This is a genomic window from Streptomyces sp. P9-2B-2 (assembly GCF_030406865.1).
Lineage (GTDB): Bacteria > Actinomycetota > Actinomycetes > Streptomycetales > Streptomycetaceae > Streptomyces > Streptomyces platensis.
On the sequence record NZ_CP129126.1, the window covers coordinates 8,505,185 to 8,529,806 of the forward strand.

The 24,622-nt window shown below is 69.7% G+C and carries 23 protein-coding genes and 4 pseudogenes; 12 read left to right on the forward strand and 15 right to left on the reverse strand.

Translation table 11 applies throughout. From position 1 onward, the window contains the following. Positions 1 to 116 precede the first annotated feature (116 nt). Both QT196_RS37405 and QT196_RS37410 read left to right on the forward strand, forming a co-directional pair. Complete coding sequence (locus QT196_RS37405) at positions 117 to 2,417, forward strand: MMPL family transporter (protein ID WP_290356522.1); 2,301 nt, start codon at positions 117 to 119, stop codon at positions 2,415 to 2,417. Between the two features lie 385 nt (positions 2,418 to 2,802). Further along, positions 2,803 to 2,946 (forward strand): annotated as a pseudogene (locus QT196_RS37410) (IS630 family transposase); the annotation flags it as partial. Positions 2,947 to 2,999: 53 nt separating this feature from the next. On the opposite strand, the gene QT196_RS37415 reads toward QT196_RS37410, so the two are convergent. Beyond that, entirely contained in the window at positions 3,000 to 3,566 is a 567-nt protein-coding gene (locus tag QT196_RS37415) for a GNAT family N-acetyltransferase (RefSeq protein ID WP_323139181.1), read from the reverse strand. 171 nt (positions 3,567 to 3,737) lie between these two features. On the opposite strand from QT196_RS37415, the pseudogene QT196_RS37420 reads away from it, so the two are divergent. Further along, positions 3,738 to 4,212 (forward strand): annotated as a pseudogene (locus tag QT196_RS37420) (NUDIX domain-containing protein). A gap of 180 nt (positions 4,213 to 4,392) precedes the next feature. On the opposite strand, the gene QT196_RS37425 reads toward QT196_RS37420, so the two are convergent. The 3 genes from QT196_RS37425 to QT196_RS37435 form a co-directional block, all read right to left on the reverse strand. After that, a complete protein-coding gene (locus QT196_RS37425) occupies positions 4,393 to 4,920 on the reverse strand; it encodes a hypothetical protein (RefSeq protein ID WP_168483105.1) in 528 nt (175 codons plus the stop codon). A gap of 125 nt (positions 4,921 to 5,045) precedes the next feature. Beyond that, on the reverse strand, positions 5,046 to 5,285 hold the full coding sequence (locus QT196_RS37430; protein ID WP_168483106.1) for a hypothetical protein: 240 nt from the start codon (positions 5,283 to 5,285) through the stop codon (positions 5,046 to 5,048). 251 nt (positions 5,286 to 5,536) lie between these two features. Then, the gene (locus QT196_RS37435; RefSeq protein WP_168483107.1) at positions 5,537 to 6,478 is read right to left on the reverse strand and encodes a YcxB family protein; all 942 of its coding nucleotides are present in this window, start codon (positions 6,476 to 6,478) and stop codon (positions 5,537 to 5,539) included. Between the two features lie 257 nt (positions 6,479 to 6,735). Here QT196_RS37435 and QT196_RS37440 point away from each other — a divergent pair. Together QT196_RS37440 and QT196_RS37445 are read left to right on the forward strand one after the other, a co-directional pair. Further along, positions 6,736 to 6,948, forward strand: a pseudogene (locus QT196_RS37440) (IS630 family transposase); the annotation flags it as partial. An 88-nt stretch (positions 6,949 to 7,036) separates the two neighbouring features. Next, a pseudogene (locus QT196_RS37445) lies at positions 7,037 to 7,319 on the forward strand (transposase); the annotation flags it as partial. A gap of 19 nt (positions 7,320 to 7,338) precedes the next feature. On the opposite strand, the gene QT196_RS37450 reads toward QT196_RS37445, so the two are convergent. Beyond that, the gene (locus tag QT196_RS37450) at positions 7,339 to 7,887 is read right to left on the reverse strand and encodes a GNAT family N-acetyltransferase (protein WP_168483109.1); all 549 of its coding nucleotides are present in this window, start codon (positions 7,885 to 7,887) and stop codon (positions 7,339 to 7,341) included. 197 nt (positions 7,888 to 8,084) lie between these two features. Between QT196_RS37450 and QT196_RS37455 the strand changes: the two genes are divergently transcribed. Next, on the forward strand, positions 8,085 to 8,825 hold the full coding sequence (locus tag QT196_RS37455) for a class I SAM-dependent methyltransferase (RefSeq protein WP_168483110.1): 741 nt from the start codon (positions 8,085 to 8,087) through the stop codon (positions 8,823 to 8,825). A gap of 56 nt (positions 8,826 to 8,881) precedes the next feature. Here the strand turns inward: QT196_RS37455 and QT196_RS37460 are convergent, their stop codons facing one another. Further along, positions 8,882 to 9,169 (reverse strand): hypothetical protein, encoded by a 288-nt coding sequence (locus QT196_RS37460; RefSeq protein ID WP_168483111.1) that lies wholly within the window; start codon positions 9,167 to 9,169, stop codon positions 8,882 to 8,884. Position 9,170: 1 nt separating this feature from the next. Between QT196_RS37460 and QT196_RS37465 the strand changes: the two genes are divergently transcribed. Continuing rightward, positions 9,171 to 9,308 (forward strand): hypothetical protein, encoded by a 138-nt coding sequence (locus QT196_RS37465; protein WP_290356523.1) that lies wholly within the window; start codon positions 9,171 to 9,173, stop codon positions 9,306 to 9,308. A 128-nt stretch (positions 9,309 to 9,436) separates the two neighbouring features. Here the strand turns inward: QT196_RS37465 and QT196_RS37470 are convergent, their stop codons facing one another. After that, on the reverse strand, positions 9,437 to 10,351 hold the full coding sequence (locus tag QT196_RS37470; RefSeq protein ID WP_168483113.1) for a 4-hydroxy-tetrahydrodipicolinate synthase: 915 nt from the start codon (positions 10,349 to 10,351) through the stop codon (positions 9,437 to 9,439). Between the two features lie 71 nt (positions 10,352 to 10,422). Between QT196_RS37470 and QT196_RS37475 the strand changes: the two genes are divergently transcribed. Further along, on the forward strand, positions 10,423 to 11,343 hold the full coding sequence (locus QT196_RS37475; protein ID WP_168483114.1) for a LysR family transcriptional regulator: 921 nt from the start codon (positions 10,423 to 10,425) through the stop codon (positions 11,341 to 11,343). On the opposite strand, the gene QT196_RS37480 is transcribed toward QT196_RS37475, so the two are convergent. Continuing rightward, complete coding sequence (locus tag QT196_RS37480) at positions 11,327 to 11,641, reverse strand: hypothetical protein (protein WP_290356524.1); 315 nt, start codon at positions 11,639 to 11,641, stop codon at positions 11,327 to 11,329. The two genes, QT196_RS37475 and QT196_RS37480, sit on opposite strands and share 17 nt — an antisense overlap. A gap of 371 nt (positions 11,642 to 12,012) precedes the next feature. On the opposite strand from QT196_RS37480, the gene QT196_RS37485 reads away from it, so the two are divergent. Next, entirely contained in the window at positions 12,013 to 12,408 is a 396-nt protein-coding gene (locus tag QT196_RS37485; RefSeq protein WP_168483116.1) for a hypothetical protein, read from the forward strand. 54 nt (positions 12,409 to 12,462) lie between these two features. On the opposite strand, the gene QT196_RS37490 is transcribed toward QT196_RS37485, so the two are convergent. Next, the gene (locus QT196_RS37490) at positions 12,463 to 13,044 is read right to left on the reverse strand and encodes a GNAT family N-acetyltransferase (RefSeq protein WP_290356525.1); all 582 of its coding nucleotides are present in this window, start codon (positions 13,042 to 13,044) and stop codon (positions 12,463 to 12,465) included. Between the two features lie 147 nt (positions 13,045 to 13,191). Here QT196_RS37490 and QT196_RS37495 point away from each other — a divergent pair, with 147 nt between their 5' ends. Continuing rightward, complete coding sequence (locus QT196_RS37495; RefSeq protein ID WP_168483118.1) at positions 13,192 to 13,869, forward strand: AIM24 family protein; 678 nt, start codon at positions 13,192 to 13,194, stop codon at positions 13,867 to 13,869. Positions 13,870 to 13,890: 21 nt separating this feature from the next. On the opposite strand, the gene QT196_RS37500 is transcribed toward QT196_RS37495, so the two are convergent. Beyond that, on the reverse strand, positions 13,891 to 14,532 hold the full coding sequence (locus QT196_RS37500) for a hypothetical protein (protein WP_290356526.1): 642 nt from the start codon (positions 14,530 to 14,532) through the stop codon (positions 13,891 to 13,893). A gap of 112 nt (positions 14,533 to 14,644) precedes the next feature. Then, the gene (locus QT196_RS37505; RefSeq protein WP_290356527.1) at positions 14,645 to 15,100 is read right to left on the reverse strand and encodes a hypothetical protein; all 456 of its coding nucleotides are present in this window, start codon (positions 15,098 to 15,100) and stop codon (positions 14,645 to 14,647) included. 209 nt (positions 15,101 to 15,309) lie between these two features. Here QT196_RS37505 and QT196_RS37510 point away from each other — a divergent pair, with 209 nt between their 5' ends. Then, entirely contained in the window at positions 15,310 to 16,041 is a 732-nt protein-coding gene (locus QT196_RS37510) for a ribonuclease H (protein ID WP_168483119.1), read from the forward strand. 66 nt (positions 16,042 to 16,107) lie between these two features. On the opposite strand, the gene QT196_RS37515 is transcribed toward QT196_RS37510, so the two are convergent. From QT196_RS37515 to QT196_RS37525, 3 genes are all read right to left on the reverse strand, one after another. Beyond that, a complete protein-coding gene (locus QT196_RS37515; RefSeq protein ID WP_168483120.1) occupies positions 16,108 to 16,989 on the reverse strand; it encodes a hypothetical protein in 882 nt (293 codons plus the stop codon). A gap of 166 nt (positions 16,990 to 17,155) precedes the next feature. After that, positions 17,156 to 19,555 (reverse strand): IPT/TIG domain-containing protein, encoded by a 2,400-nt coding sequence (locus QT196_RS37520; protein ID WP_290356528.1) that lies wholly within the window; start codon positions 19,553 to 19,555, stop codon positions 17,156 to 17,158. 286 nt (positions 19,556 to 19,841) lie between these two features. Further along, positions 19,842 to 21,068 carry a GDSL-type esterase/lipase family protein gene (locus tag QT196_RS37525; protein WP_290356529.1) on the reverse strand — a complete coding sequence of 409 codons (1,227 nt, stop codon included), beginning with the start codon at positions 21,066 to 21,068 and terminating at the stop codon, positions 19,842 to 19,844. A gap of 92 nt (positions 21,069 to 21,160) precedes the next feature. On the opposite strand from QT196_RS37525, the gene QT196_RS37530 reads away from it, so the two are divergent. Beyond that, a complete protein-coding gene (locus tag QT196_RS37530) occupies positions 21,161 to 22,132 on the forward strand; it encodes an NAD-dependent epimerase/dehydratase family protein (RefSeq protein ID WP_290356530.1) in 972 nt (323 codons plus the stop codon). 46 nt (positions 22,133 to 22,178) lie between these two features. On the opposite strand, the gene QT196_RS37535 is transcribed toward QT196_RS37530, so the two are convergent. Beyond that, positions 22,179 to 24,365, reverse strand: a complete 2,187-nt coding sequence (locus tag QT196_RS37535; RefSeq protein ID WP_248001714.1) for an FUSC family protein — start codon at positions 24,363 to 24,365, stop codon at positions 22,179 to 22,181. Positions 24,366 to 24,622: the final 257 nt, after the last annotated feature.

Here is a 24,622-nt window from a genome sequence, read left to right on the forward strand (position 1 = left end):
TCCCGCTCGCCCGACTCCCCTTCATCCGAGCCCTCGTACCCGGAACGCCGCTCTCGTCGCCGGGGCGATGGCGCACGCCCCTGTACGTCCCACATTCGACGGGAGCCCCCGGTCTCATGGCCACTTTCCTCTACAAACTCGGACGCTTCGCCTTCCGGCGACGCCGCTTCGTCGCCCTGATATGGGTCGCCCTGCTGGCCGTTGCCGGCGTCGGGGCCGCCACCGCCTCCGCACCTGCCGCCGACTCCTTCTCGATCCCCGGCACGGAGGCCCAGCGCGCCTTCGACCTCCTTGACCAGCGCTTCCCCGGCGCGAACGCCGACGGCGCCACGGCCCGGGTGGTCTTCAAGGCCCCCAAGGGCGAGTCGATGAAGGACCCGGCGAACAAGGCGGCCGTCGAACGCACCGTCCACGCCCTGCGATCGGGCTCCTCGCAGGTCGACCGGGTCGCCGACCCGTACGCCGCCAAGGCCCTCAGTAAGGACGGCCGCACCGCCTACGCCCAGGTCTCCTACAAGGTCACCGGCTTCGAGCTGAGCGACGCCTCCAAGGACGCCCTCAAGGACGCGGCCCAGGACGGCCGGGACGCCGGGCTGACCGTCGAGACCGGCGGCAACGCACTCCAGGCCATCCCCGAGACCGGCGCGACCGAGGTCATCGGTATCGCGATCTCCGCGGTGGTCCTCGTCATCACCTTCGGCGCGCTGATCGCGGCCGGACTGCCGCTGCTGACCGCGCTGATCGGCGTCGGTATCGGCGTCTCCACCATCACCGCGCTGAGCAGCACCCTCGATCTCTCCAGCACCACCTCGACGCTGGCCACGATGATCGGCCTCGCGGTCGGCATCGACTACGCCCTGTTCATCGTCTCCCGCTACCGCGCCGAGATCACCGACGGCCGTGAGCGCGAGGAGGCCGCCGGACGCGCGGTCGGCACCGCGGGCTCCGCGGTCGTCTTCGCCGGGCTCACCGTGGTGATCGCACTGGTCGGCCTCACCGTCGTCAACATCCCGATGCTGACGAAGATGGGCCTGGCCGCGGCCGGCACCGTCGTCATCGCCGTGCTCATCGCGCTGACCCTCATCCCGGCGCTGCTCGGCTTCGCGGGGGCGCGGGCGCTGCCCCGTACGGCCCGTACGGCATCTAAGGCCCCTAAGGCCCCCAAGGTCCCTAAGGCCCATAAGGGGAGCGAGACCGACGAGGGGCACGGCCGGCAGGCCGGTGCCGGGGAGCGGCCCAACATGGGCACCCGCTGGGCGCACTTCGTGCTGCGCCGCCCGGTCGCCGTACTCCTCACGGCCGTGATCGGCCTCGGCGCCGTCGCGATCCCCGCCACCTCGCTGGAACTGGGCCTGCCGGACGACGGCTCCCAGCCCACCGACACCACCCAGCGCAAGGCCTACGACCTGCTGTCGGACGGCTTCGGCGCCGGTGTCAACGGCCCGTTGCTGCTGGTCGTCGACGGCCGGGACGTCCACGCCGGGGAGAGCGTCAAGTCCGCCGCGGCGCGGGTCGCCAAGAAGGTCGGCGGGCTGGACGATGTCGCCGTCGTCACCCCGCCCACCTTCAACAAGGCCGGCGACACCGCGATGCTGAACGTTGTCCCGAAGTCGAAGCCCAGCAGCGTCCAGACCGAGGACCTGGTGCACGACATCCGGTCCACGACGCACGGCATCGCCCAGGACACCGGGGCGAAGACCCTGGTCACCGGCACCACCGCGATGAACGTCGATGTCTCGCAGAAGCTGAACGACGCGCTGGTGCCCTATCTGGCGCTGGTCGTCGGCCTGGCCTTCCTCCTGCTGATGGTGGTCTTCCGCTCGGTGCTCGTCCCGCTCAAGGCGGCGCTCGGCTTCCTGCTGTCGGTGGTGGCGGCGCTCGGCGCGGTCGTCGCGGTCTTCCAATGGGGCTGGCTGAGCAGCGTGTTCGGCGTCGAGCAGACCGGCCCGATCATGAGCATGATGCCGATCTTCATGGTGGGTGTGGTCTTCGGCCTGGCGATGGACTACGAGGTCTTCCTCGTCACGCGGATGCGCGAGGCCTTCGTCCACGGGGAGCGCCCGGGAGAGGCCGTCGTCACCGGGTTCCGGCACGGTGCGCGGGTGGTCACCGCCGCCGCGGTCATCATGATCAGCGTCTTCGCCGGCTTCATCGGCTCCTCGGACTCGATGATCAAGATGATCGGCTTCGGCCTCGCCATCGCCGTCTTCTTCGACGCCTTCCTCGTCCGCATGGCCATCGTCCCCGCGATCCTGGCACTGCTGGGCCGCTCCGCCTGGTGGCTCCCGCGGTGGCTCCAGAAGCTCCTGCCGAACGTGGACGTCGAGGGGGAGGCCCTGCGTACGCAGCTCACCGAGGCCCCTGCGGCCGACGGAGCGGCGGACGCGGGCAACGCACGTGAAACGGCGCGTGTCTGACGCTCCGTCACCGCGTCGGGCCGCCGGTCGCCGCTCCGGCTCTCGGCCCGCCACCGCAACGGCCTCCGGCCTCTGAGCCGTCGGCCGCCGCACCAAGACCTCCGGGACCGCTGTATGAGCGGAGCGGCAGCCCGGAGCCGGTGCCCACCCGTGGGGACGGGATCGGCGCACCAAAGGGCCCGGCGACGGCCTCCCGTGGGGACGGGGCCGTCGCCGGGCCCGGTGCGTGTCTGGGACGCCGAGCCTCGGGGCGCACGGCGCGGTCGGCGTGAGTGAGCTTCGTTTCCGCATCCGTGCGCGCTCCCCTTGGGTGAGGGATGTGCAGATGGGACAGGCCAATGCGGTCGCCGTAGCCGTGGTGCAGGCCAACCTCCAGCTAGTGCCCCAGGCTCTGCACCGCTACCTGCGCCGGCGCAATGCCGACGCCCGCCACCTCGACGTACTCGCCGCGCAACGCCGAGAACGCGCCCGCATCCGCAGCGAGAAGGGCATCCGATGGGGAGTTCGTGCCCTCACTGCTGCGGCCTGACCACCGCACTGGACGCCGCGGTCACAGTCGGCGTCCTGCCGCGAACCATCCCATCAAGCGCGTGGAACCTGGCGGGCAGGGACCTCGAAGACGAGTTCGAGACCGTCCTCCTCATCCCACTGTTCTCCGACCTCAACGAAGCCGAAGCCCGAGATCGTGGCCAGGGACGCCACGTTGTCGGGACTGATCGTTGCCCGCACGGTCGTGACTGCGGTTTCGGCCGCCGCCTGGCGAAGCAACTCGATCAGCGTGGACCGGGCGTATCCCTGGCGGCGGAAGGGGGGAGCGATGGAGTAGCCGATCTCGACCATGCCGACCTCATCGGGTGGTCCGTGGAACCCGGCATGTCCGACGACGCGGTCCTTGTCTCCGACGACTGCCTGCGGCACCAACCACCGCGCATGAGCGGGAGCGGCGTCCATTTGGTCAAGCCGGAACCGCCACAGCCACCGTGCTCTGCCGGTGACGAAGTACTCGGTCAGCGAAACCCCGGCCATCCTGCTGGCTGCAGACAAGTCCCCGTCGAGCAAAGCGGACATCGCCCCGCCGGAGAGCTCGACAAAACGGATCTTCTTCGGGCTCCTCGTGAACGGCCCCGGGCAATCGGATTCATCTGTCACCTGCGGATGCTCGCCTACTCCATTGAACGGCGTCCAGCGATTTCGGAGCAGCACAGCAAAGCCACACCGCAACACAGCCACCACGACCCCACCCCGGCGAACGTTCCCGGTCACGGCACTGGCGATGCGCGGATCCTGGACGTCGGAACAGGCCCGGTGGAAGGTGCGGGGATGAGTTTCCGGCTGGCAGCGTACGCCGTGTGTATCAAGGACGGGCGGGTGTTGCTGGCCCGTCACGTACCGCCGAAGGGCGAGACCAACTGGACTCTTCCGGGCGGCAGAGTCGAGCACGCTGAGGGTCCGTTCGACGCGGTGATCCGGGAGGTCGCCGAGGAGACTGGCTACGCCTCGGTGGTTGAACGCCTGCTGGGCGTGGACTCAAGGGTGATTCCCGCGGCCTAACGCACCATCCCCGGCGGACCAGAGCACCAGAACGTCGGCATCTTTTACCAGGTCCGTATCACCGGCGGCCGACTCCGGCCTGAGCCGAACGGCGAAACTGCTGAGTCGGTCTGGACTCCGGTCACCGGACGTTGCGGGCCTGCGGCGGTCATTGCTGGTCGATGTCGGTCTCGCCCTGGTGCAGAGCCTTCCGGCAACGAGCCACGTCGCTCCCGTTCCGCTCGGCGGCCTGATCCAACACTGAGGCCGTCACCGGTCTTTCCCAGCCCGCTCAGGTAGTTGAGGTCACCTTCAACTGTTGCCAATTCCAGTGGAGCCCAGGCCGCTAGGACGGCGAGCCGACCAGGATCAGGTCGATGAGATCGATGAGGTCGACAGCGGCGGCCGCGACGAGGGCGGGCCCCGCACGCGAGGGTGCGCGGCATCAGCCCTCGTCGTCCTCCTGGTCCTCGTCCTCGTCGTACCAGCCTTCGACCATCCCGACGAGCTGTTCATCAATCGGATTGCCGAACTCGTCGTCCTCGGCGAGCAGGCGGCGTAGCGTGTTCAGCGGGTACCAGTGCTCACCGGGACCGGCCTCGGGTGCGCCCACGCAGGGGGTGTCCAGGAGCCCCGGCGCTTCTGTCTCGCCGTAGAACGGCGGTACTTCGCCGGTGTTGAAGTCCGGCTCGAACTTCCATACCCACCCCTTGCGGCGGCACAAGACTTCGCCGATGTACCACACGGCGCCTTGGATGAAGAGGGTGCGGCGCTGCTGAGTGATCTCTTCCGTCTTGGTGTACGTCTCCCTCACCCGGTCTTCCAGTACGTCCAGGGAGGCGTTGGAGAAGTCGAACAGGGCGATGCCGCCGGCTTCGTGGGCCCAGCGTTCGAAGCCGGTCTGTCGTTCTGTCAGCCACGCCAGGAGATCGGGGTGACGGGTCGAGTCGTAGCTGTCACGGGGAGCGGGCATGCCCGGAACCGTACCGAAGTCGATCCCTTCCGGCCGCGGAACCCTTGAGCACCAAGTCGTCCGGTGATGGCTGAGTAGGGGCGGCGGGCGCCCTCAGCCGACGTGTGCCGGCAGGTTGCGGACCATCATGGTGTACACCGGGGCGTCATCGAATGGCTGCTGGTCGCCGATGGCGCGTAGCCCCACTGCTCGTGACGTCCGCGGACCGCGATGTGGGAGGTGTCGACCAGCATGGTGGCGCGCAGCTCGGGCGACCCTTGAAGCAGCCGCTCGTGGATGCGGGCGTCCTGTCCGGTGCCGCGCCAGGGCGCCGCCTTGACACCCCGGAATCCCTCGCCGGGGTACGTCGGTGACCAGGAGCCCACGGGCCGGGCCTGCACCCGGCATGCCGATGCGATGCCGGGTGCAGGGGAGACACCGCAGCACGATCTTCTCAATGGTGAGTCTGCGCCAGTGGTCGGCGGGACCACAGGCCGCGGATGAGGTGAGTGTGCGTGTGCGTGTGCGTGAGTGCGGCGACGGTGCCGGCTGCAAGCCTCTGCTGACTCCAGCCCGGGTCTTGGTCGTTGGGTCCGGGATGGCCGATGATCCACATCCGGAGCAGCACTCGGCCCGCTCAGAAGTCCAGGCAGGCGTAACCGCCGGCGGGGCCGCGGGCGATCTGGGCCGAGTCCCAGCAGTGGAGCATCGGCCCGACGCGGTACACGACGACTCCGCCGGCCAGCAGGGCGGCGACGGCGAGCACGGTGGACACGATCCGCATCACCTTCATCCGCCGGGCGAGCCGCCACCCGCCGACGACGGCCAGCACGCCCAGAAGCAGCAGGACGACCGAGATGGGAGCGGTGTTGTTCTGGATGCCGGGGAATCGATCCGGGTGCGCTACTTTCTGGCCGGCGGCGAACGCGAAGAAGAACAGCAGCAGACCGAGGAGCAGCAGGCCGATGGAGCCGGCTCCGCGGCCGGCAGCCCGGCCCCGGGTCCGCGGGCTGCCGATCGTCGCGGCGACATCCGCGCGTACGAGATGGCGGTCGAGTATCGCCCGCAGCCGTTCCACGTTCTCCGGAGTCGCCACGCCTCGCTTGGGGAGGACGACGACGCCGACAGCGGTCCTGTCCGCGCTGAGCAGCACGAACAGCTCCGAGGTCTCGACGTAGCGCGGGTAGAGGTGCCAGTCGAGGGTGGCGGAGCTGTGCGCGGTGGTGAGGCGAATTCCGGCGTCGTCCACAGCGGCGCGCACGTCTCCCTGCCGCTCGCTGAGCCGGTGGACCTGGCGAGCCTGGAGCCACGGCACCGCGGTCATGAAGGCGACGCAGGCCCCCAGCACCAAATACAGCCGCCACGGTGTGTCGTGGCGGTCGGCGCCGCCCGTCGACAGCAGGACGCCGACAGCCATGACCACCAGTACGTAGATCAGCCCCCGGCGCAGGAAGCGGCCCCCACTGCTGTTTTTCGCCCGTGCTCGCAGGGCGGCCGTGATGTCGGCGACGGTCGGCCGGTAGGCCAGCTCCACCGCTCCAGCCGCAGCTGCGTCGGTGCTCTCCTGGCCCTCGGCCATGTCCCCTCCCGGGTTAGGTGATCGACAGGATGGTAGAGCCAGGCGGGGGAGTCGCTTCTCATGGGTACGAATTCGTCGGCCACTGCTGCTGACTGCGCCACGGGTTCGATGTTGCCTTCGAGGGGATTTGGGCGATTTGGGCGATCGGGGGGTGATCTCAGGGGGTGAGGAGTGCATTGGCGATGTCCACGATCGGGAGCGCGTGCCGATTGCCGTGCGCCTCGAGCCCGACCGCCTGCCGGGGCCTGTCGCCGCACCACGGCGTGACTTACTTCCACGGCTCTACTCCGTCGCCGACGACCGCCTATGGGGCGTCAACCACTGCCGCACGGGCACCGCCAACAGCCTGGCCGCGCTGAAGCCGATCCGTGCGCTCGCCCCGGCAGTGCTTCGATCTACGTCATCCCGGACAATCTCTCGCTCACACTGGTGTGTACCTCCGCCGCTGGGCGCAGACGAACAGGCCTGATCGCCTCGTGCGACCTCACGGCCTGCGGCGACCGCCACGTCACACCTGACGCCAACCCAGAGCACCCGACGGTGGTCCTGACGGGCACGGCGTACTCGTCCCGAGCGATTCGCACCAAGCTCCGACGGCGTGGAATCCGGGCGGTGATCCCGCGGCCAGCCGACCCGATCGCCAACCGCAAGAAGCGAGGCCGGTCGGGCGGTCGGCCGCCGGTCTTCGACCGCGAGGCATACCGTCAGCGGAGCACCGTCGAGCGCTGCATCAACAAGCTCAAGCAAATGGCGCGGCCCGACCGCCTGCTACGGCAAAACCGTCACGATCTGCCTCGCCGGACTCCACCTCGCCGCCATCTTCACCTGGTCAGCGAGATGATCCGAATGAAACGGCCGGCTCAACCGGACGGCGTGACCGAGGACCACACGCCGAGCCACTGCTCGGCGCCGTAGGCCTCGAACCGCTCCACCTCGGTGAACCCCAGCTTTGCCGCGAGGCGCATCGAGCGCTCATTGGCGGTCTGGGTGCGCAGCACCACCGGCTGGCCGGGAAGCGTGTCGGCGAACCAGTCGAGTGCCGCTGTGCACGCCTCGGCGCCGTATCCGCGTCCCCACGCCTCCGGCAGGAACAGGTAGCCGAGCTCGGCCTCCCCGACATCCGGACGGTCGTGCCCGGGACTCTCCGCGTCGTACCGATCGAGCTTGACCATGCCGATCATCGCTCCGTCGAGATCGATCACGAAAAGACCAGGCCGCCGTTCGGATATCTCGGGCACCGCGCGCTCCAGCTCATCACGCGGTCGAGGGTCACCGAGGTAGGTATGCACCTCCGGTGAGGCGAGCAGCTCGATGAACGCCGCCCGATCTCGGGCCTCGGGCTCGCGGAGCACGAGCCGCTCGGTTCTGATCGGGGCGGGTGGCCAGGCGACGGGGCCGAGTTCAGCCATGCCGGGCAACCTATCGCGCTCCCGGGAGCGTAGTCCGAAAGAGAAGGCCTAGCCGGCTGCCTTGTCGTTGGGGCTGTGCGGTGGATGCCCGGCCAGCATGCCCATGGCCATACAACAGGCCCTGCGGAAGGCCTACTTCAGCCCTTCCGGGTAAAATGCGTCGACAGCGCCCGCAACACCCGGCACAGTGGCCTCCCGTGACGAGTAGTGAGCTGTGGACCCGTGCGACCGCCGACCGCTATGACGCCGAGGAGACCGAGATGTCCTCGGCCGCCGTTCTCGATCCGGCTCTCGCCTTCCTCGCCGAGCTTGCCGGAGAGGGCCGGGCACTGGAGTTCGCCATCGGAACCGGACGCGTGGGCGTTCCGCTGCGGGAGCGCGGCGTTCCGGTAGCGGGCATCGAACTGTCAGAGCACATGGCAGCGGTCCTGCGGCGCAAGGTTGACGAGGACGTGCTTCCGGTGACCATCGGTGACATGGCCACCACTGTCGTCCCCGGCGAGTTCACTCTGGTCTATCTCGTCTACAACACCATCACGAACCTGCTCTCGCAGGACGAGCAGGTCGAGTGCTTCCGCAACGCGGCACGTCATCTGGGGCCCGGCGGCCGATTCGTCATCGAGCTGGGCGTGCCGCCGCTGCGGTTCCTGCCACCCGGCCAGGTCGCGGTGCCATTCGACGTCTCAGAGCAACATCTCGGCTTCGACACCTTCGACCTGGTCGAGCAGATTCTCGTCTCGCACCACTTCACCCGCGACGGCGACGACGGTCGCTACCGCCGCGGCAACTCCCGGCACCGGTATGCCTGGCCGGCGGAACTCGACCTGATGGCACGGATCGCCGGGCTCGAGCTGGAACGTCGCGTCGCGGGCTGGGACGGGGCGCCGTTCACTCAGGACTCCGCGAAGCATGTCTCCGTGTGGCGCAAGCCAGCCTGAGGCCGACCGCCGGGTCGCCGCCGTCAACGTGAGCCGTGCCTGTCTTGAAATTCCTATCAAGAGTTCAGGCGTCGTTGGCAGATCAGTGCGCGTCCAAGGGTGAGGAAGGCTTCGTGGATGCCGTCGCGGATCTCCCAGAAGGTGGAACGGAAGCGGGGAGGGAACGGCACCCGCCAGCCCCGGGCCGTCCGGCCGAGGGCAGCGATGACCCGCCCAGGGGTGACATCTGGTAGGGCACGCCAGCGGTTACGGGCCTCGGTGGTCCTGAGGTCGTGGTGGTGCAACTGGCGGCATCCGCCGAGGAGATGGCAGAGACTTTCTGTCGTCCCCGGCAGCAACGCCATGATGTTCATGCAGCCCGCGAACTGGGAGAAGTTTGCCCAGGAGCGTGCGCACGCCGATGCCGCCCGGATCGCACAGGCACAGCAGGCCGGCATCACCGAGCTGGTCGAGCGCGACCCGAACATCACTGGCTGGGTGTAACGCAAGCCGCTCTTCCGGAACAACACCCGGCGGACGGTGGGCTGGCGAAACCGTGCGCCGGCGCGTCCGACCACAGTGGCCAACGCCATGGACAAGACGATCTCGACGGCCGCCGGGAGCAGCGCCAGTCAGCCCGTGGTCGCTTCCCGTACACGGCTGTCGGCCAGGAGGGTTGCTCGGTGGACCGTGCTGGTGGAGGCGGCCAGCAGTGGCATTCGGACGGCGGGGCTGGGAATGCGGTCCTGGGCGTGCAGTACTCCCTTGATCACTGTGGGGTTCGGTTCGGCGAACAGGGCCGCCGAGAACTGGGCCAGCTCGGCTCCGAGCTTGCGGGCGGGGGCGGCGGAGCCGAGGTGCCACAGCGAGATCAGTTCGGCGTAGTCGGCGGTGCGGAGGTTGGCCGAGGCGACGATTCCGCCGTGGGCGCCCGCCGCGACGAGCGGTGAGATGACGATGTCGTCGCCGCCGAGCACGGCGAAGCCGGGTGGTGGGGAGCCGAGCAACTCCATCGTGGTCGCGTCGATCGCGCCGGTCGCGTGCTTGATCCCGACGATCCCTGGTAGGCGGCCGAGTGCGTCGATCGCGCCGGCGCTGAGAGTCTGTCCGGTGCGGTAGGGGATGTCGTACACGATCAGCGGTATGCCGCCGTGTTCGGCCAGCGCGGCGAAATGCGCGAGTGTCCCCGCTTCGCCGGGCCGGATGTAGGGCGGTGCGGGAACCAGCGCCGCGGCTACGTCGCCGGTGGTCGCCAGCTCGCGCAGTGACTTGATGGCGGCGGCGGTGTCGTTGGTGCCGACCCCGACGATCAGCGGGGCGTCGTGCGCCTGGCAGGCGGCCGAGCAGATGCGCACCACGGTCTGCTTCTCCTCCGTGGTCAACGTGGCTGATTCCGCGGTGGTGCCGAGGGCGACGAGTCCGGAGGAGCCGGCCGACAGCGCCTCGTCGGCGAGTCGGGCCAGCGCGTCGGGGGCCAGGCGCAGGTCGTCGGTGAACGGAGTCACCAAGGGGACGTACAGGCCGTTGAAGAGCGGGTTGGGCTTCATGGTCCCACCCTGGCTCACATTGATCCAGTAGATCCATTTCTGATTTCTACCTGTATAGCTAAGCTGAGCTAATGCTTGATGTTCGTCGTCTTCACCTGCTGCGCGAGCTGGACCGGCGGGGCACGATCGCAGCCGTGGCCGAGGCGCTGACCTTCACCGCGTCCGCCGTCTCCCAGCAGCTGGGCGTACTGGAACGCGAGGCCGGCGTGGCCTTGCTGGAACGCAGCGGCCGGCGGGTGATCCTCACGCCCGCGGGCCGGTCCCTCGTCGCACACGCCGACGCCGTGCTGCAACGCCTCGAGCTGGCGGTCGCCGAGCTCGCCAGCGCACGGGAGGGCATCGGCGGGCCGCTGCGTATCGGGACCTACCCTTCCGGTGGCCACACCATCGTGCCCGCCGCGCTGGCAGAGCTGACTCAGCGGCATCCCGCGCTGGAACCGATGGTGCAAGAGATCGACTCTGCGCGCGTCTCCGACGGCCTGCGAGCCGGTGAACTCGACGTGGCCTTGGTCCATGACTATGACTTCGTGCCCGCATCACCGGACACCACGGTGGACGAGGTGCCCCTGCTGGAGGAGCCGGTGTACCTCGTCACCAATACGGCGGCCGAGACCGCCAGCCGCAGCGGCACGCTGGCAGAGTTGCTCGGACCCTATGCCGAGGTCCCGTGGATCACCGCGCGGGACGGCACGACCGGTCACGCGATGGCCGTGCGCGCCTGTCAGGCGGCCGGGTTCCAGCCGAGAATTCGCCACCAGGTCAACGATTTCCGCACCGTGCTGGCCTTGGCCGCCACCGGGCAAGGGGCCGGATTTGTGCCGGAAATGGCCACTGTGCAGAGCTGCGAAGGTGTGGTGTTGACCAAGTTGCCGTTGTTCCGTCGCTCGAAGGTCGCCTTCCGTGCGGGCGGCGGTACGCATCCGGCGATCGCCGCTTTCGTGGCGGCGGCAACAGCGGCTGTGGGCTGCATGCGGTTCAGCAGGGAGCGGTGACGTTGCCGCAGTAGATCCAGCCGTAGACGGTGTGGGGGATGCCGCTGCCGAACGAGTACCGGACGTAGTACCAGCGGTTGCCGGACCCGTTAGTGGCGTAGTGGTCCCAGTCCAACCACTCGCCGGAGTAGGTCTGGACGACCGCATCGCAACTGGCTGCGTAGCACTTCCTGATCGGGCCTCCGAGTGAGGTGGTCTGATTCCACGACGCGGTCATTGCCGGGGCCGAGGAGTGGGCCGCAGCTGTGGGTGCGATAGCGACGGTGCTGCCGATGAGTGCCACCACCGACGCGCTCATGGCGATGCGTCTGCGTCATGTCATAGTCCCTCTCCTGCGTGCAGAAGCTTGGTGTGCGCCTTTGCCGCTGAGGACCAGCGGACCATCTGGGGCAAGCCACACCATGGGCCGATCCAAGGTGGGGAGAAGGGGGCATATCGCCAAATTGTGCATGTCAAGCGCGAGACAATTCCCAGAGCGGTTGCGCAGGTCCTGCCGAGTTTCGGCGCCCTCCAGACCGGCATGCCGAGGGACGTGGAGCCTGCTGACCAGGCAAAGCAAGCGCGCGGCACCAGGCTGGAATCAAACTCCCGCTCCACTACCGCTGATTTCCGATCCGATGCTCACCTGACCCCGGATCGCTACCTGCCGCCCTCACGAGAGGAACGACCGTGACCTCGGATTCCGACACGCTGTGGCGTCGTTGCGCTCACCTGGGTCGTGTCCTGCTGCCGCTCGTGGACCAGGAGCCAGGGCGGCAGGCTGATCGCCATGAGAACCTGCGGACCTGGGGTATCGCCACGGTGATGGGCGAGCGGCTGATCCAGGTCTTCGCGGCCCTGGCCGCCCATGCCGTCGCGACCGACGCCTCCGTCTCGGCCGCGGAACTCGACGCACTGCCTCTGCGGACGGTAGCCAACGCGGCCACCGGCAAGCGTGATGTCGAACTGCTCGCCGGGCTCCCGCACACCTTCAGCGACGACCGCGACGAACGGGCTGTCAACCTCTTCCGCCTGTCTGCCTACGAGGGCGGGCAGGCCGGCCGCGGTCGGTGTCTGCCGCAGTGATCGTGGAGCGCATGAAGCTACAGCCCCGTCATCAACATCGCTGCCGTGCACGGCTCAGGGGCAAGGCATGCTCATGTAGAGCGCCCGTTCGCCCGAAGAGGCTGTGCCGTCGTAGAGCGCTGTGTCCAGTCCGCAGAAGGTGAATCCCATCCGTCGGTAGGCGTGGATGGCCGGGGCGTTGATGTTGGTGACTTCCAGCCAGATGTGTGCGGCGCCGCGGTCACGGGCGAAGTCGGCGGCGTGGGCCATCAGGGCGCGGCCGAGGCCCTGGTTCCGATGGGCCGGGGCGACCTCGATGTCCTCGATGGCCAGGCGCCGGTTCCACGGGGCGTAGGAGACAGCGGCGAAGGCCGCCAGGCAGCCGTCAGGGCCGACGGCGACGAACGTGCGGTGGTTCGGATCCTCCTCGGCTGCCGGGCCGTCGTCGGCGTCGGTGTCGTCGTCGGTGTTCTCCGCCGGGAAAGTTTTGTGGAGGGGCGGGTCCACCGGGATCTCATGGAGGGCGAATCCGTCCTCGGTGACGGCCACATGGAAGATGGTGCGGGTGGTGAAGGACCCGTCGAGTGCCTCCATGGCCGGGGTGTCCTCGGGCCGGGCGGTGCGGAACTCGTAGTCCATGGCGTCAGTGGTCGTCATGGCATGAACCTATGGCCAGTGACCGGTCGGCATGAGCCGGGGCCATCGCCGGGGCCGGGGACGAAGGTCGCTGGTTGCCGGGCACTGTCCCGCTGACTCCCCGACTTTTCCGGTGTGCGCGGCAACTCCCGGGCTAGCATTCCGGCCATGAACAGTGACCTTTTCGCCTCGGAGAACATGGCCGCGCCGGCCACCGCGCCCGGGATGACGCAGCAGAACGCCAAATCGCTCAAGTACGCGCTGGATGGCGAGTGTTATGCCCGGCAGGGCTCGATGATCGCCTACCGGGGCGAGTTGCAATTCGAGAAGCAGGGGCAGGGCATCGGGAAGTTCCTCAAGCGTGCGGTCACCGGTGAGGGGCTGGCGCTGATGGCGGTGCGGGGCCGCGGGGAGGTGTGGTTCGCGCATGAGGCCGCCAACTGCTTCATCATCGACCTCGCCCCGGGGGACGGCATCACCGTCAATGGCCGGAATGTGCTGTGCTTCGACCCGTCGCTCTCCTACGAGATCAAGGTCGTCAAGGGCGCCGGCATGGTCGGTGGCGGGCTCTTCAACTCCGTCTTCAGCGGCCAGGGCAAGCTCGGGGTGATGTGTGAGGGCAACCCCATCGTCATACCCGTCTCGCCGCAGGCCCCGGTCTTCGTCGACACCGATGCCGTGGTCGGCTGGAGCAGCGCACTCCAGACCACGCTGCACCGGTCGCAGAGCCTCGGCTCGATGCTCCGGGGCGGTTCCGGGGAGGCCGTCCAACTCCGTCTGGACGGCGAGGGGTTCGTGATCGTACGGCCCAGTGAGCTCCGGCCGGAGAAGGAGTCGGGTAACTGAGCCGGATCGTCCGGATCAGCCTCACGCCGGGGGACCGGAGGCCAGGCGCGCGTCCAGCCAGTCGAAGACCCGCTGCTCGAAGAGGGCGCGGCCCATCGGCTCGCAGTGCAGATGCGCGCCTTCGGCCGCCGGGAAGCCGACCAGTTCCTTGGAGCCCGGCAGGGCGTCGTACAGGCGTCGCGACGCACCGGGCCAGAAGTGCTCCCCCTCGGGGTCCGTGACGAGGAGCGGGGTGGTGATCCGGTCCGTCAGGTGCGCGACCGTGTACGCGGCGACCTCGGTGAGTAGCGCGAAGGGGGAGGCGACGCCGTACGGCTTGGCCCGCCAGCGCCACATGGCGCCCAGCGCCGGATCCCCCTCCAGGGCCTCGTTCATGATGCGGTCGAAGGTCTCCCGGTCCCCGGAGTCCCACAACTCCCGCAGTTCCGGGCCGAGATTGCGCCACCAGCTCTCCGCGACATCGACGACACCCGGATCGGCGACCGCGGCCGCGATCCGGTGCTCGAACGCGAGCGCCCGCGGCACCCAGTAGCCGGCCTGGCTGATGCCGGCCAGGACGAGGCGCCGGTCGTCGACCTCGTCGCGGGCGGTCAGAAAGTCCACGACGGGGGTGATGACGTGTTCCCAGTCGGGACGGAAGGTGACGCCGTGCTCGAAGAGCATGGACTGCTGGCGGGGCCGTCGAAGAGCGGCGCACGGTAGCCCCGGGCCACCGCCGGCGCGCCCAGCAGCGTCCAGGCGGCGGACAGCGGGCCGTCGCTGCCGTTGTTGACGATCACGGTGGGCACCGCTCCGGAACGGCCCGGCGGGCTGATGAGGTAGCCCGGCAGCGTGATGCCTTCGTAGGGGATGGCGACTCGCTCGGCGGGCGGGTCCCAGGCCGCCGCGAAGCGGTCGAAGCAGTCGCGGCCGGGAAGAGCTCAGCCAGCCGCGCCTCCGGATCGGCGCATCCGTCGACGGCCACCAGGGCGGTACCGAAGTAGCCGGCCGCCCGCAGATACGCGTCCCGGGCGCTGACCGTCCGCCCGTGTGCGGCGCACTTCTCGGCCCGGGCGCGGACCGCGCGGGCGAGCGTGGCCCAGGTCGACACCCAGGTCTCGGCATCGCCGTCCGTGGCGGCGGACGCGGCGGTGAGCACCTCGCCCACATCGGCGCCCTGCTGCCACGTGGCCCCCAGGGCGAGCAGGATCTCGTAGTTGAACTGCTCGTTCTCGCTGAACCGGTACCTCATGGCGACTCCGGGCACTCGACTCCGGGCACGCGACTCCAGACACACGACTCCGGGCACGCCGTACGGGCCTCCCCGTCCCGGCTCCGGGCACGGGTCTCCGTTCCAGCGTAGGAGGCCCCTGCGGATGCGCACGCCGGACCGCCCGGCGCCGAGCGGTCGCGCGCCGTGGGCTCGCGGAGGCGGCTTCGCGTGGTGCGCCGCTGCCTGGCATGATCGCGCACATGGCTGAACGCGTGATCGCCGCCTGTGACGGCGCTTCGAAAGGAAACCCCGGGCCCGCCGGCTGGGCCTGGGTCATCGCCGACGGTGCCGGAACCGTCGTGCGGTGGGAGGCCGGGCCGCTGGGCACCGCGACCAATAACGTCGCGGAACTCACGGCTCTGGAACGTCTGCTGACAGCCACCGATCCGGCCGTCCCGATCGAGATCCGGATGGACTCCCAGTACGCGATGAAGGCCGTCACCACCTGGCTGCCCGGCTGGAAGCGCAAGGGGTGGAAGACGGCCGCGGGCAAGCCGGTCGCCAACCAGGAACTGGTCGCCGGTATCGACGCGCTGCTCACGGACCGCTCCGTGGAGTTCCGCTATGTCCCCGCGCACCAGGTGGACGGCGATCCGCTCAACGACTTCGCCGACCGGGCGGCGAGCCAGGCGGCGATCGTCCAGGAGGCCGCCGGCAGCGCCCTCGGCTCCCCGGAGCCACCGGCAGCCCCGGACACCGTGCGGCCCGCCGGTACCCGTCGACGGGCCTCCGGTCCGGCGGCGCAGACCGCCTCCGCACCGCAGCGGCGCACCTCGGGGAAGACGCGGACCCTGAACGCCAAATTCCCCGGCCGCTGCCGCTGCGGGCGCTCCTACGCTGCGGGCGAGCCCATCACCAAGAACCCCGACGGCTGGGGCCACCCCGCCTGCCGCTCCGGGGCGGGCGACGACCTGTCTTAGACGCCAGAGCTGGCGGCGGCCGGTGTTCGGCCGCCGCCAGGCTGTCGCGATGGTGCGGTAGGAGGGTCAGCCCAGGCAGCCGGGGACCGGGGTGGGGCTGCCGGCGCAGTTGGTCGGTTGGTTGTTGTTGACGGCGCTGAGGAGGAGCGCGACGCTTCCGCTGTCGTTGTAGATTCCGCCGGGAGCGTTGGTGGCGGTGTTGTCGGACACCCGGCTCTCGGCGAGAGTCGTCACGGCCCCGGCACCGCCGAAGTTGGCGACTCCACCCCCGACACCCGACGGCCCGGATGCCTCGTTGTTCCGGATTTCGCTTTGCAGGATCTTCAGCGTCGCGTCGTTGGCCACTCCGCCGCCCTTTTCCAGCGCCTTGTTGTGGGTGATGGAGCTCTGGGCGATGGTCATATCGCCGTCGTTGGCCAGGCCGCCTCCGTTACGAGTCACGGAATTGCCGGAGATGATGCTCTGGATGATGCGGGTGGTGGAACCGGTATTGCCGCCGATTCCACCGGAGAAGTCGGCCCGGTTGTTCCGGATGGCGGAATGCACGACATTGAGGGTGCCGTCGTTGCGGATGCCGCCGCCGAAGTCTCCCGTTGCGTCACCGTTGCTGACGGTGGCCAGGTGCAAGCTCAGCTTTCCGGAGGCGTCCACCGTGAGGATGCGGAATGCGGGGGCCGATCCTGCACGGGTGAGGGTGGCGCCGTTGCCCAGGATGTTGATGCTGTTCTGGATGGACGGCAGGGGGGTGGACAGGGCGTAGACACAGCCCGGTGCCAGGATGAGCGTGCCGCCCGTGGCGTTTGCTGCGGTGATGGCGCTCGCCAGTGCCGCGGGAGAACACGGGACCAACGTCTGTGCGGCTGCCGGGGTGACAGCCAGACCGGTGGCCACGAGGGTGGTGCCGGCCACGGTGGCGAGTGCGCGGACTGCCGTTGTGCGGAGTTTCATCGCTGCTCCTTGATTGTGTGGAAGGGAGAGTTCACGGGCCTTTTCCGGTGCGCCCGGGAACGGTTGCGGGTTCGATTCGGCGCCCGAAGAAGGGGCCGTCAGGCAGGCGCATGGGCGTCGCATTTCAGGTTCTGGTGCGCCTTTTGACCGGACCGCCGTCCGCTCGTCAGATGGTGATGACGGCCCCGTGGGCGGTGGCGGGCTGGTGGCCGGAGTTGCCCGCGTAGGTGGCGGTGTATCCGCCGTTGAGGATGATCAGCGGCAGCGCCAGGATCGCCGGGCAGGTCGCCACTCCCTGCGCGTTGGTGACAGAGGTGCACAGCGTGGTGCTGCCGGTGGAGAAGGTGATGGGCTGTCCGGCGATGGGCTGTCCGGTGTCGAGGTCGGTCAGCGTCGCGGTCAGCACCCCGGCGTAGGGGTGGGGCGGGAAGACCTGGACGATCGCGGGGGTGGCGGTCAGCTGGGTGCGGTCACGGGTGTAGGTGAACGGGATGCTCGCGCTGCCGCCGGGGGTGGTGACGGTCACGGTGACGGTTCCGGCCGCGTGCGGGGGCAGGGTCGCCGTGATCTGGTTGTCGGAGACGACGGTGAAGGGCACCGGGCTGCCGTTGACGGTGACGCTGGTCGCGCCGGTCAGGCCGGTGCCGCTGAGGACGACCTGCGTACTGGCGCCGGCCGGGCCGCTGGTGGGGAAGATGCCGGTGACGGTCGGAGCCTGCGTGACGTACGTGTAGTTGGTGCCGCTGACGGCCGTTCCGCCCGGGGTGGTGACGGTGATCGGGCCGCTCCCAGGTGCGTGCGGCGCCGTGATGGCGACGATGGTCGTGTCGTTGAGCACCTGGAAGCTCGCGGCGGGGGTCCCGACGATGCTGACCGCGGTCGCGCCGGTGAACCCGGTTCCGGTGATGGTGACTTGTGTGCCGCCCGTGGTGCTGCCGGAGGCGGGGGTGAAGCCGCTGATGGTGGGGGCCGGGGTGACGTAGGTGTAGGTCACCGGTCCGGTGGCGGTGCCGCCGGGAGTGGTGACGGACACCGGACCGGTACCAGGGGCGTGCGGCGCGGTGATCGCGGAGATGTGGGTGTCGTCGACGACCATGAAGCTGGTGACCGGGGTCCCGGCGATGCTCACGGCGGTCGCACCGGTGAAGTTGGTGCCGGTGATGGTGACCAGGGTGCCGCCGGAGGTGGTGCCCGAGGCCGGGCTGATGCTGGTGATCGTGGGTGCGGGAGGGACGAAGGTGAAGCTGCCGCCCGTTCCGGTCCCCAGGGGCACGGTCACGCTTGCCTGCACGGTTCCCGCGGCATGCGCGGGCGTGGTCGCCGTGATGGTGTTGTCGTCGACCACGATGAAACTGGCGACGGGGGTGGAGTTGAGCGTGACGGCGGTCGCGCCGGTGAAGCCACTGCCGGTGATCGTGATCGGATCGCCGCCGAGGGTCGAGCCGGACGCCGGGGTGATGTTGGTGACGATCGGCCGGATCTGGAGGACGCTGACGTTGTTGCTTCCGTTGTTGGTGACGTAGAGGAAGTTGCCGTCCGGGGTCACCGCATCGCGGGAGGGCTGGGTGCCCACGGGCAGTGTGGTGAGGATCGTGTTGGTGGCGGTGTCGATCACACTGACGTTGTTGGTGCCGAAGTTCACCACGAACACCCGGGTGCCGTCCGGGTTCACCGCCACACCGGCCGGGGTCCCGAAGCCGGGGATGGTGGTGACGACGCTCGGGGGGCCGGTGGTGGTGTCGATGACGCTGACGGTGCTGGAGCCGTTGTTCGCCACGTAGGCGAAGTTGCCGTCAGGGGTGAACGCCACTCCGATCGGAGTGCCGCCGACCGCGACGGTGGCCGTCACCAGGTTCGTGGCGGTGTCGATGACGCTGACCGTGCCGCTGCCGGAGTTGCTGACGTAGACGGTCAGGCCGTCAGGGCTCACCGCCACACCGTTCGGCAAGCTGCCGACGGTGATGGTGGCCACCGACAGGTTGGTGCTGGTGTCGATGACGCTGACCGTGCCGCTGCCGTGATTGGCGACGTAGGCGAAGGCACCGTCCGGGGTGATGTCGATCTCGAACGGGTTGGAGCCGACGGTGATGGGGGAACCGGTGATCGTGTTGGTGGCGGTGTCGATGACGCTCACCGTGTTGCCGCTGCCATTGGTGACGTAGACGAAGCTGCCGTTCGGCGTGATCGCCACATCGATCGGCCCGTTCAGGCCCGGGACAGTGGCGGTCACCGTGTTCGTGGCGGTGTCGATGACGCTGACGGTGTTGCCGCCGTTGTTCGCCACGTAGGCGAAGGCGCCGTTCGGGGTGATCGCCACGCCGATCGGCCCGGTCCCCACGGGTACCAGCGCATTGGCGAGCAGCATCGCCAGGGACGGCGACGCCATCGCGGCAAGTCCGCCTGCAAACGGGAGCGTTGTGCCGGGCCGGACGGCCCCCTGGGAAAGCATCGCGGCGACAATTGCCGCCGACATCTCTTGTCCCGTGGGGCTCGTCGGCGTCGCCCCCATAGCGGCGGTGTGCGGCGGGAACGATTGCGGGGTGGTCCACATACCTGTCGTATCCATGACAGCCTCCTTCGAGTCAGGGGCCGTCAACCACCTGTGGCCGCCATGTTCGCCACGGCTCAGCGGGTGGTGAAGTCTCCTCAGCGGGGGCGCTCACATGGCAGCCATACCGAGGGCTCAGGTTCGTCCCCGGCGCGGCCGTCCACCCCCGGTGAGGGATGGGCGGCCCGCCGGAATTCACTCACAGCAGTAAGACACTGTCAGCAAACCGCGTCTACGCAGCCGAATGAATTTGACCCGTATGGCGGAGCGTGCGGAGCCGTCGCTTGGACGGTGTCCTGCATGGTCAGGAGGGCACCCCGGCCGCGAACGGCCCCTCGGCGCCGAAGGCCAGTGCGGCGAAGCGTTCGCCGATGCGGCGGTGGGTGGCGGCGTCCGGGTGGAGCTGGTCGGGCAGCGGGAGTTCGGCGAAGTCCGCCTCGCCGTAGAGGTCGCGCCCGTCGAGGAGGTGCAGGTTCGGATCGTCGGCCGCCCGCTGCTTGACGATGCGGGTCAGTTCGCCCCGGATGACGTTGAGTGTCAGCTTGCCCATGGCCCGTTCCGCGGGGTCGCCCGCGGCCTTGAACTGGAGCTTTCCCGCGCTGAGGTTGCTGAAGTCCGGGGCGGTGGGGCCGGGGGCGTCCTCGTGGATGGGGCACAGGAGGGGGGAGACGAGCAGCAGCGGAGTGGTGGGGTGGCCCTCGCGGACGGTGTCGAGGAAGCCGTGTACCGCCGGGCCGAAGGCGCGCAGCCGCATCAGGTCGGCGTTGACCAGATTGATGCCGATCTTGATGCTGATCAGGTCCGCGGGGGTGTCCCGCAGGGCGCGGGCGGTGAACGGGTCGAGCAGGGCGCTGCCGCTCAGGCCCAGGTTGGTCAGTTCCACGCCGCCGAGGGTGGCGGCCAGCGCCGGCCAGGTGGTGCTGGGGCTCGCGGCGTCGGAGCCGTGACTGATCGAACTGCCGTGGTGCAGCCACCTCTTGCGGCCCCTCTCCGGGAGGGGCTCGACGGGGGCATCGGTGCGCAGCGCGATCAACTCGGTGATCTCGTTGTGCGGCAGCCAGATCTCGACATCCTTGACGCCGTCGGGGAGACCGCTGAACCGGACCGTGCCGGCCGGGCCGGGCTGGATTTCCGTGGTCCCGGTGGTCATGTTCACCAGGGCAACATTGCCGCCGGTCACACCGTCCTGCCCGGCGAGCTGCCCGTCGACGAACAGGTCGTACACGCCGTCCGGGCGGGGCGGGGCGCCCACGTAGGCGTTCTTGGTGCGCAGCGCGTCCAGCTCGACGGCGGTGGCCCGGGTGCGGAACACCAGTCGTACCCCCGAGGGCTGGGCCTCCGCCATGGCCAGCAGGTCGTCGGCGCACTGGGCGCGGGCCCGGGCGGGCAGCCGGTGCGGCAGCACCCCGTGCTCGGTGTGCTCCAGATCGAGCGCACCGCGCAGCAGGTCCCCGGTAACGGGCGTGGTGATCCAGCCAGTTGCCGGGGGCGTACCGGTGGTGTGGGGGGCGGAGACAGACTCAGGACTCATGATCCCAGCCTGTCAACCGGATACCGGATACGCACATCAATTTCCGGCCCCTTGCCCGCGCCGTGCCGTCATGGTCGGTAGCGTCGGGGACCATGCGGATTCTGGTACTGGGCGGGACATTCTTCGTGGGCCGCGCCCTTGTGGACGAGGCGCTGCGCACCGGCGCCGAGGTGACGTTGTTCGGCCGGGGGAAGACCGGGACGGAGCTGTTCCCCGGGGTGCCCCGGCTCCTCGGGGACCGGGACACCGGCGACTACCGGGCACTGCGCGACGGCAGTTGGGACGCGGTCGTGGATGTCAGCGGCTATGTGCCACGGCATGTCGGGCAGGCGATGGACGCGCTGGGGGACCGGGCCGGGCGGTATCTGTTCGTTTCCAGCCATGCGGTGTACCAGCGCGAGGGGGTGGGGCCGGGGTCGACCGAGGACACCCCGCGCCGGCCGCCCGTACGGGACACCGAGGAGCTCAGCGAGGACACCTACGGTCCGCTCAAGGTGGCCTGCGAGGACGATGTGGTGGCCCGGTACGGCGCACGGGCGACGATCGTGCGGCCGGGAAGGGTGGCCGGACCGTACGACTCGGCGGACGCCGTCCCCTACTGGGTACGCCGGGCCGCCCGCGGCGGACGGGTGGCACTGCCCGCCGACCCCGGGCAGCCGGTGCAGCTCATCGACTCGCGTGATCTGGCCCGTCTGGTGGTGCGGTTGCTCGTCGACGCGCGTCCCGGTGCGTTCCACGCGGTGGGGCCGGACGAGCCGACCACCCTCGGCGGGCTCATCGAGACCTGTGCGCGGGTGGCGGGCGCCGAGACCGAGATCGTTCCGGTGTCGCCCGCCGGACGGCCGCCGATGTTCCCGCTCGTCCGGCCGCAGTGGACGACACAGCAGCGCAGTCCGGCGCGCGCCCGGGCGGCGGGGCTGACCGCGACCCCGCTGGCGGTGACCCTGGCCGATGTCCTCGCCTGGGACCGCGGGCGCGGTGAGCCGCCGCTGCGGGCCGGTTACTCCCTCGAGGAGGAGCGAGCGGTGCTCGCGCGGCACGACGCCGGGGCCTTCGGCGGATGACCGGCAACGGCCCGGGAGAAGCCGCCGGTCACTGACTGGCCGCCGCTCAGCCGGCCTTGCTCCCCTTGGGTCCGGAAACCGGTATGTCGAGCGGCCGGGCGAGACCCACCACTCCCTCGTCGAGCCGCTGGAGATGCCGCAGCACGCGGAAGGTGACCGTGCCCGACTGAAGCGCCCCCGCCCCGGCCGCCTCCAGCATCGCGGCGATGCTGAAACCGGAGTCGACCTCGCCCTCGGTGCTCTCCTCCAGCACCCGGGCGACGAGGAGATCGATGTTCTGGCCGATGCGCCGGCCCGCCCGGGCGAGCCGCGGGTCGGCCGCGATGGTCTTGCTGTACGGCACGAGTTCCGCCGTCGCCGCCAGCGAACGGGCGTGATACGCGCAGGTCTCCAGCAGCGCCACCAGATAGCGGGCGGTCCGCCGGCGGACCCGCAGCGGGGTGATCGGGTGCGTCAGCGGCTGGATGGAGGCGCGCAGCTCGTCCAGCGCGGTGTCCAGATCGCGTGCCATGCCCAGCAGGTCGACGGCGGGCCCGCCGCTGAGCTGCTCCACCGCCGCGGACACCACGTCCCGCAGCCGGACCAGCACCGTGCCCAGCAGCTCGTCCGTACGGCGGTCGGTGTGCACCGGCAGTACCAGGACGGCGCCGATGATCCCGCACGCGGCGCCCAGCGCGGTCTCCTCGATGCGCAGCACCAGCACGTCGAGGCTGTAGGTGTTGAGCAGGGTGTAGAGCAGCCCGAGCATCGCGGTGGTGAAGAAGGACATCAGCGCGTACGACAGCGGCGCGGTGAACCACATCCCGAAGATGCAGAGCAGCACCAGCGCGAACGCGCTCCAGGTGTGGTTGCCGACCAGCCCGGCCAGCGCGACCCCGGCGACCACGCCGAGGACCGTGCCGACCAGCCGGCGATAGCCCTTCACCAGGATCTCGCCCGTGGACGCGGTGTTGAGGAAGACTACCCAGCAGGTCAGCACCGCCCAGTACCAGCGTTGGCTGGACAGGAACTCACCGCCGATGATGGCCAGCGTCGAGCCCACCGCGACCTGGAACGCGGCCCGCGTGGTGGGCCGGTCGAGCCCGGTGCGGTCGTCCGCCGGCTCCTCGGTCTCGTCGGCGCCGACGATCGAGAGATCCTCGGCGTCGAACTCCTCACGCGAGCGAGTGGTGGCGGGGGAGTCGTCCGACTCGTCCTGCGGACCGTCCAGTGCCAGCCGCAGGCCCAGGACGGCACGGGCGGCCTCGCCGAGCCCGCGGAAGACGTCCTGGATGGCAGCCGAGGCGCGCGGCAGATCGTCCTCTTCCCGGTAGCCGAGCAGCCGGTTGCGGACGAGGGCCAGTGCGGTGCCGCGGTCGTCGGGCGCGCGCCGGGCGACCAGCAGCAGCAGCGCGCGCAGATCCCGGCGCAGGGTGGCTAGCGCCTCCTCCTCGGTGCCCAGCCGGGTCCCCGTGGCCGGTACGGGGGCGTCCGGCAGATGCATGGTGATGGTGTCCGCGCGGTCGGCGCTGCGGGCGTTGAGGATCAGCATCCCCAGTCGTTCCGCGGCGATCTCGGCCTCCGCGACACGGCGTTCCACCAGCCCCGCCGTGGCCGCGTCCCGGGTGCCCTCCTCCAGGTGCCCCTGGATCATCAGGGCCGCCTCGTGCAGCCGGGCGGTGTGCCGCCGCAGGTCGTCGAGGACCCCGTCGAGGTCATCGGGTCCGGCGTCCAGGAGCTCCAGCTGGGTCGCCATCAGCTGGGCGAGACGGGCCCGGAAGGCCTCGCGCAGCCGCGGCAGGGTGCGGGTGGGGGTTTCCGGGACGACGGCGAACCGGACGATCGCGCTGCATACGAAGGCGATGCCCAGCGTCAGATACAGCTCGGGCAGGGCCGGGCCGGTGGCGTGCACGAACAGCGAGACGAAGTAGACCTGAAAGCCGATCAGTCCGAGCGCGGTGCCACGGTCACCGAACCGCCGGCAGTAGACGGCGCCGAAGATCAGCAGGACGAAGAACAGATCGCCGGCGACGACCAGGGTGTGCAGCAGCGCCCCCAGCGACATCGCGGTGAGCGCGACCGGCAGGCCCAGTGCGAGCGTGACCGCCTGGCCGCGCACCTCCTTCTCCTTGATCGCGAAGGTGGACACCATGGCGGTCATGGCGCCCGCGACCATCAGTGTGACGTCGGTGTCCAGCAGCGCCAGGACGATGAGGGTGAGCACGATCGCGCCGACCGTGCGCAGGCCTGCCATCAGCCGCAAGAGCCCTGGGTCGGATGCCGCGAAGCGGTCCCAGCTGTGCGTCCCAGTCCGCCGTATCGCTGCCCGCACGCTGCCGTACACTCCCCATTTTTGCCATGATCCGCTGTGCACCAGCATCGCACGCGTGCTCGGACCGGCTTCCGCCGCACTGCCCTCAGCGGTGCCGCGGCCTCGCTGTTCGTCCAACTCCCGGCATTACGCCTGCTCTTCGCATAGCACGCATAAGTAGCGCTCCACTCATTCCGGTC

Coding starts and splice junctions, on each gene's coding strand:
- QT196_RS37405 (WP_290356522.1), top strand. CDS start 117: ATGGCCACTTTCCTCTACAAACTCGGACGCTTCGCCTTCCGGCGACGC.
- QT196_RS37425 (WP_168483105.1), bottom strand. CDS start 4,920: ATGCCCGCTCCCCGTGACAGCTACGACTCGACCCGTCACCCCGATCTC.
- QT196_RS37435 (WP_168483107.1), bottom strand. CDS start 6,478: ATGGCCGAGGGCCAGGAGAGCACCGACGCAGCTGCGGCTGGAGCGGTG.
- QT196_RS37450 (WP_168483109.1), bottom strand. CDS start 7,887: ATGGCTGAACTCGGCCCCGTCGCCTGGCCACCCGCCCCGATCAGAACC.
- QT196_RS37460 (WP_168483111.1), bottom strand. CDS start 9,169: ATGGCGTTGCTGCCGGGGACGACAGAAAGTCTCTGCCATCTCCTCGGC.
- QT196_RS37465 (WP_290356523.1), top strand. CDS start 9,171: ATGTTCATGCAGCCCGCGAACTGGGAGAAGTTTGCCCAGGAGCGTGCG.
- QT196_RS37470 (WP_168483113.1), bottom strand. CDS start 10,351: ATGAAGCCCAACCCGCTCTTCAACGGCCTGTACGTCCCCTTGGTGACT.
- QT196_RS37475 (WP_168483114.1), top strand. CDS start 10,423: ATGCTTGATGTTCGTCGTCTTCACCTGCTGCGCGAGCTGGACCGGCGG.
- QT196_RS37480 (WP_290356524.1), bottom strand. CDS start 11,641: ATGAGCGCGTCGGTGGTGGCACTCATCGGCAGCACCGTCGCTATCGCA.
- QT196_RS37490 (WP_290356525.1), bottom strand. CDS start 13,044: ATGACGACCACTGACGCCATGGACTACGAGTTCCGCACCGCCCGGCCC.
- QT196_RS37495 (WP_168483118.1), top strand. CDS start 13,192: ATGAACAGTGACCTTTTCGCCTCGGAGAACATGGCCGCGCCGGCCACC.
- QT196_RS37500 (WP_290356526.1), bottom strand. CDS start 14,532: ATGCTCTTCGAGCACGGCGTCACCTTCCGTCCCGACTGGGAACACGTC.
- QT196_RS37505 (WP_290356527.1), bottom strand. CDS start 15,100: ATGAGGTACCGGTTCAGCGAGAACGAGCAGTTCAACTACGAGATCCTG.
- QT196_RS37510 (WP_168483119.1), top strand. CDS start 15,310: ATGATCGCGCACATGGCTGAACGCGTGATCGCCGCCTGTGACGGCGCT.
- QT196_RS37515 (WP_168483120.1), bottom strand. CDS start 16,989: ATGAAACTCCGCACAACGGCAGTCCGCGCACTCGCCACCGTGGCCGGC.
- QT196_RS37520 (WP_290356528.1), bottom strand. CDS start 19,555: ATGGATACGACAGGTATGTGGACCACCCCGCAATCGTTCCCGCCGCAC.
- QT196_RS37525 (WP_290356529.1), bottom strand. CDS start 21,068: ATGAGTCCTGAGTCTGTCTCCGCCCCCCACACCACCGGTACGCCCCCG.
- QT196_RS37530 (WP_290356530.1), top strand. CDS start 21,161: ATGCGGATTCTGGTACTGGGCGGGACATTCTTCGTGGGCCGCGCCCTT.
- QT196_RS37535 (WP_248001714.1), bottom strand. CDS start 24,365: ATGGCAGGCCTGCGCACGGTCGGCGCGATCGTGCTCACCCTCATCGTC.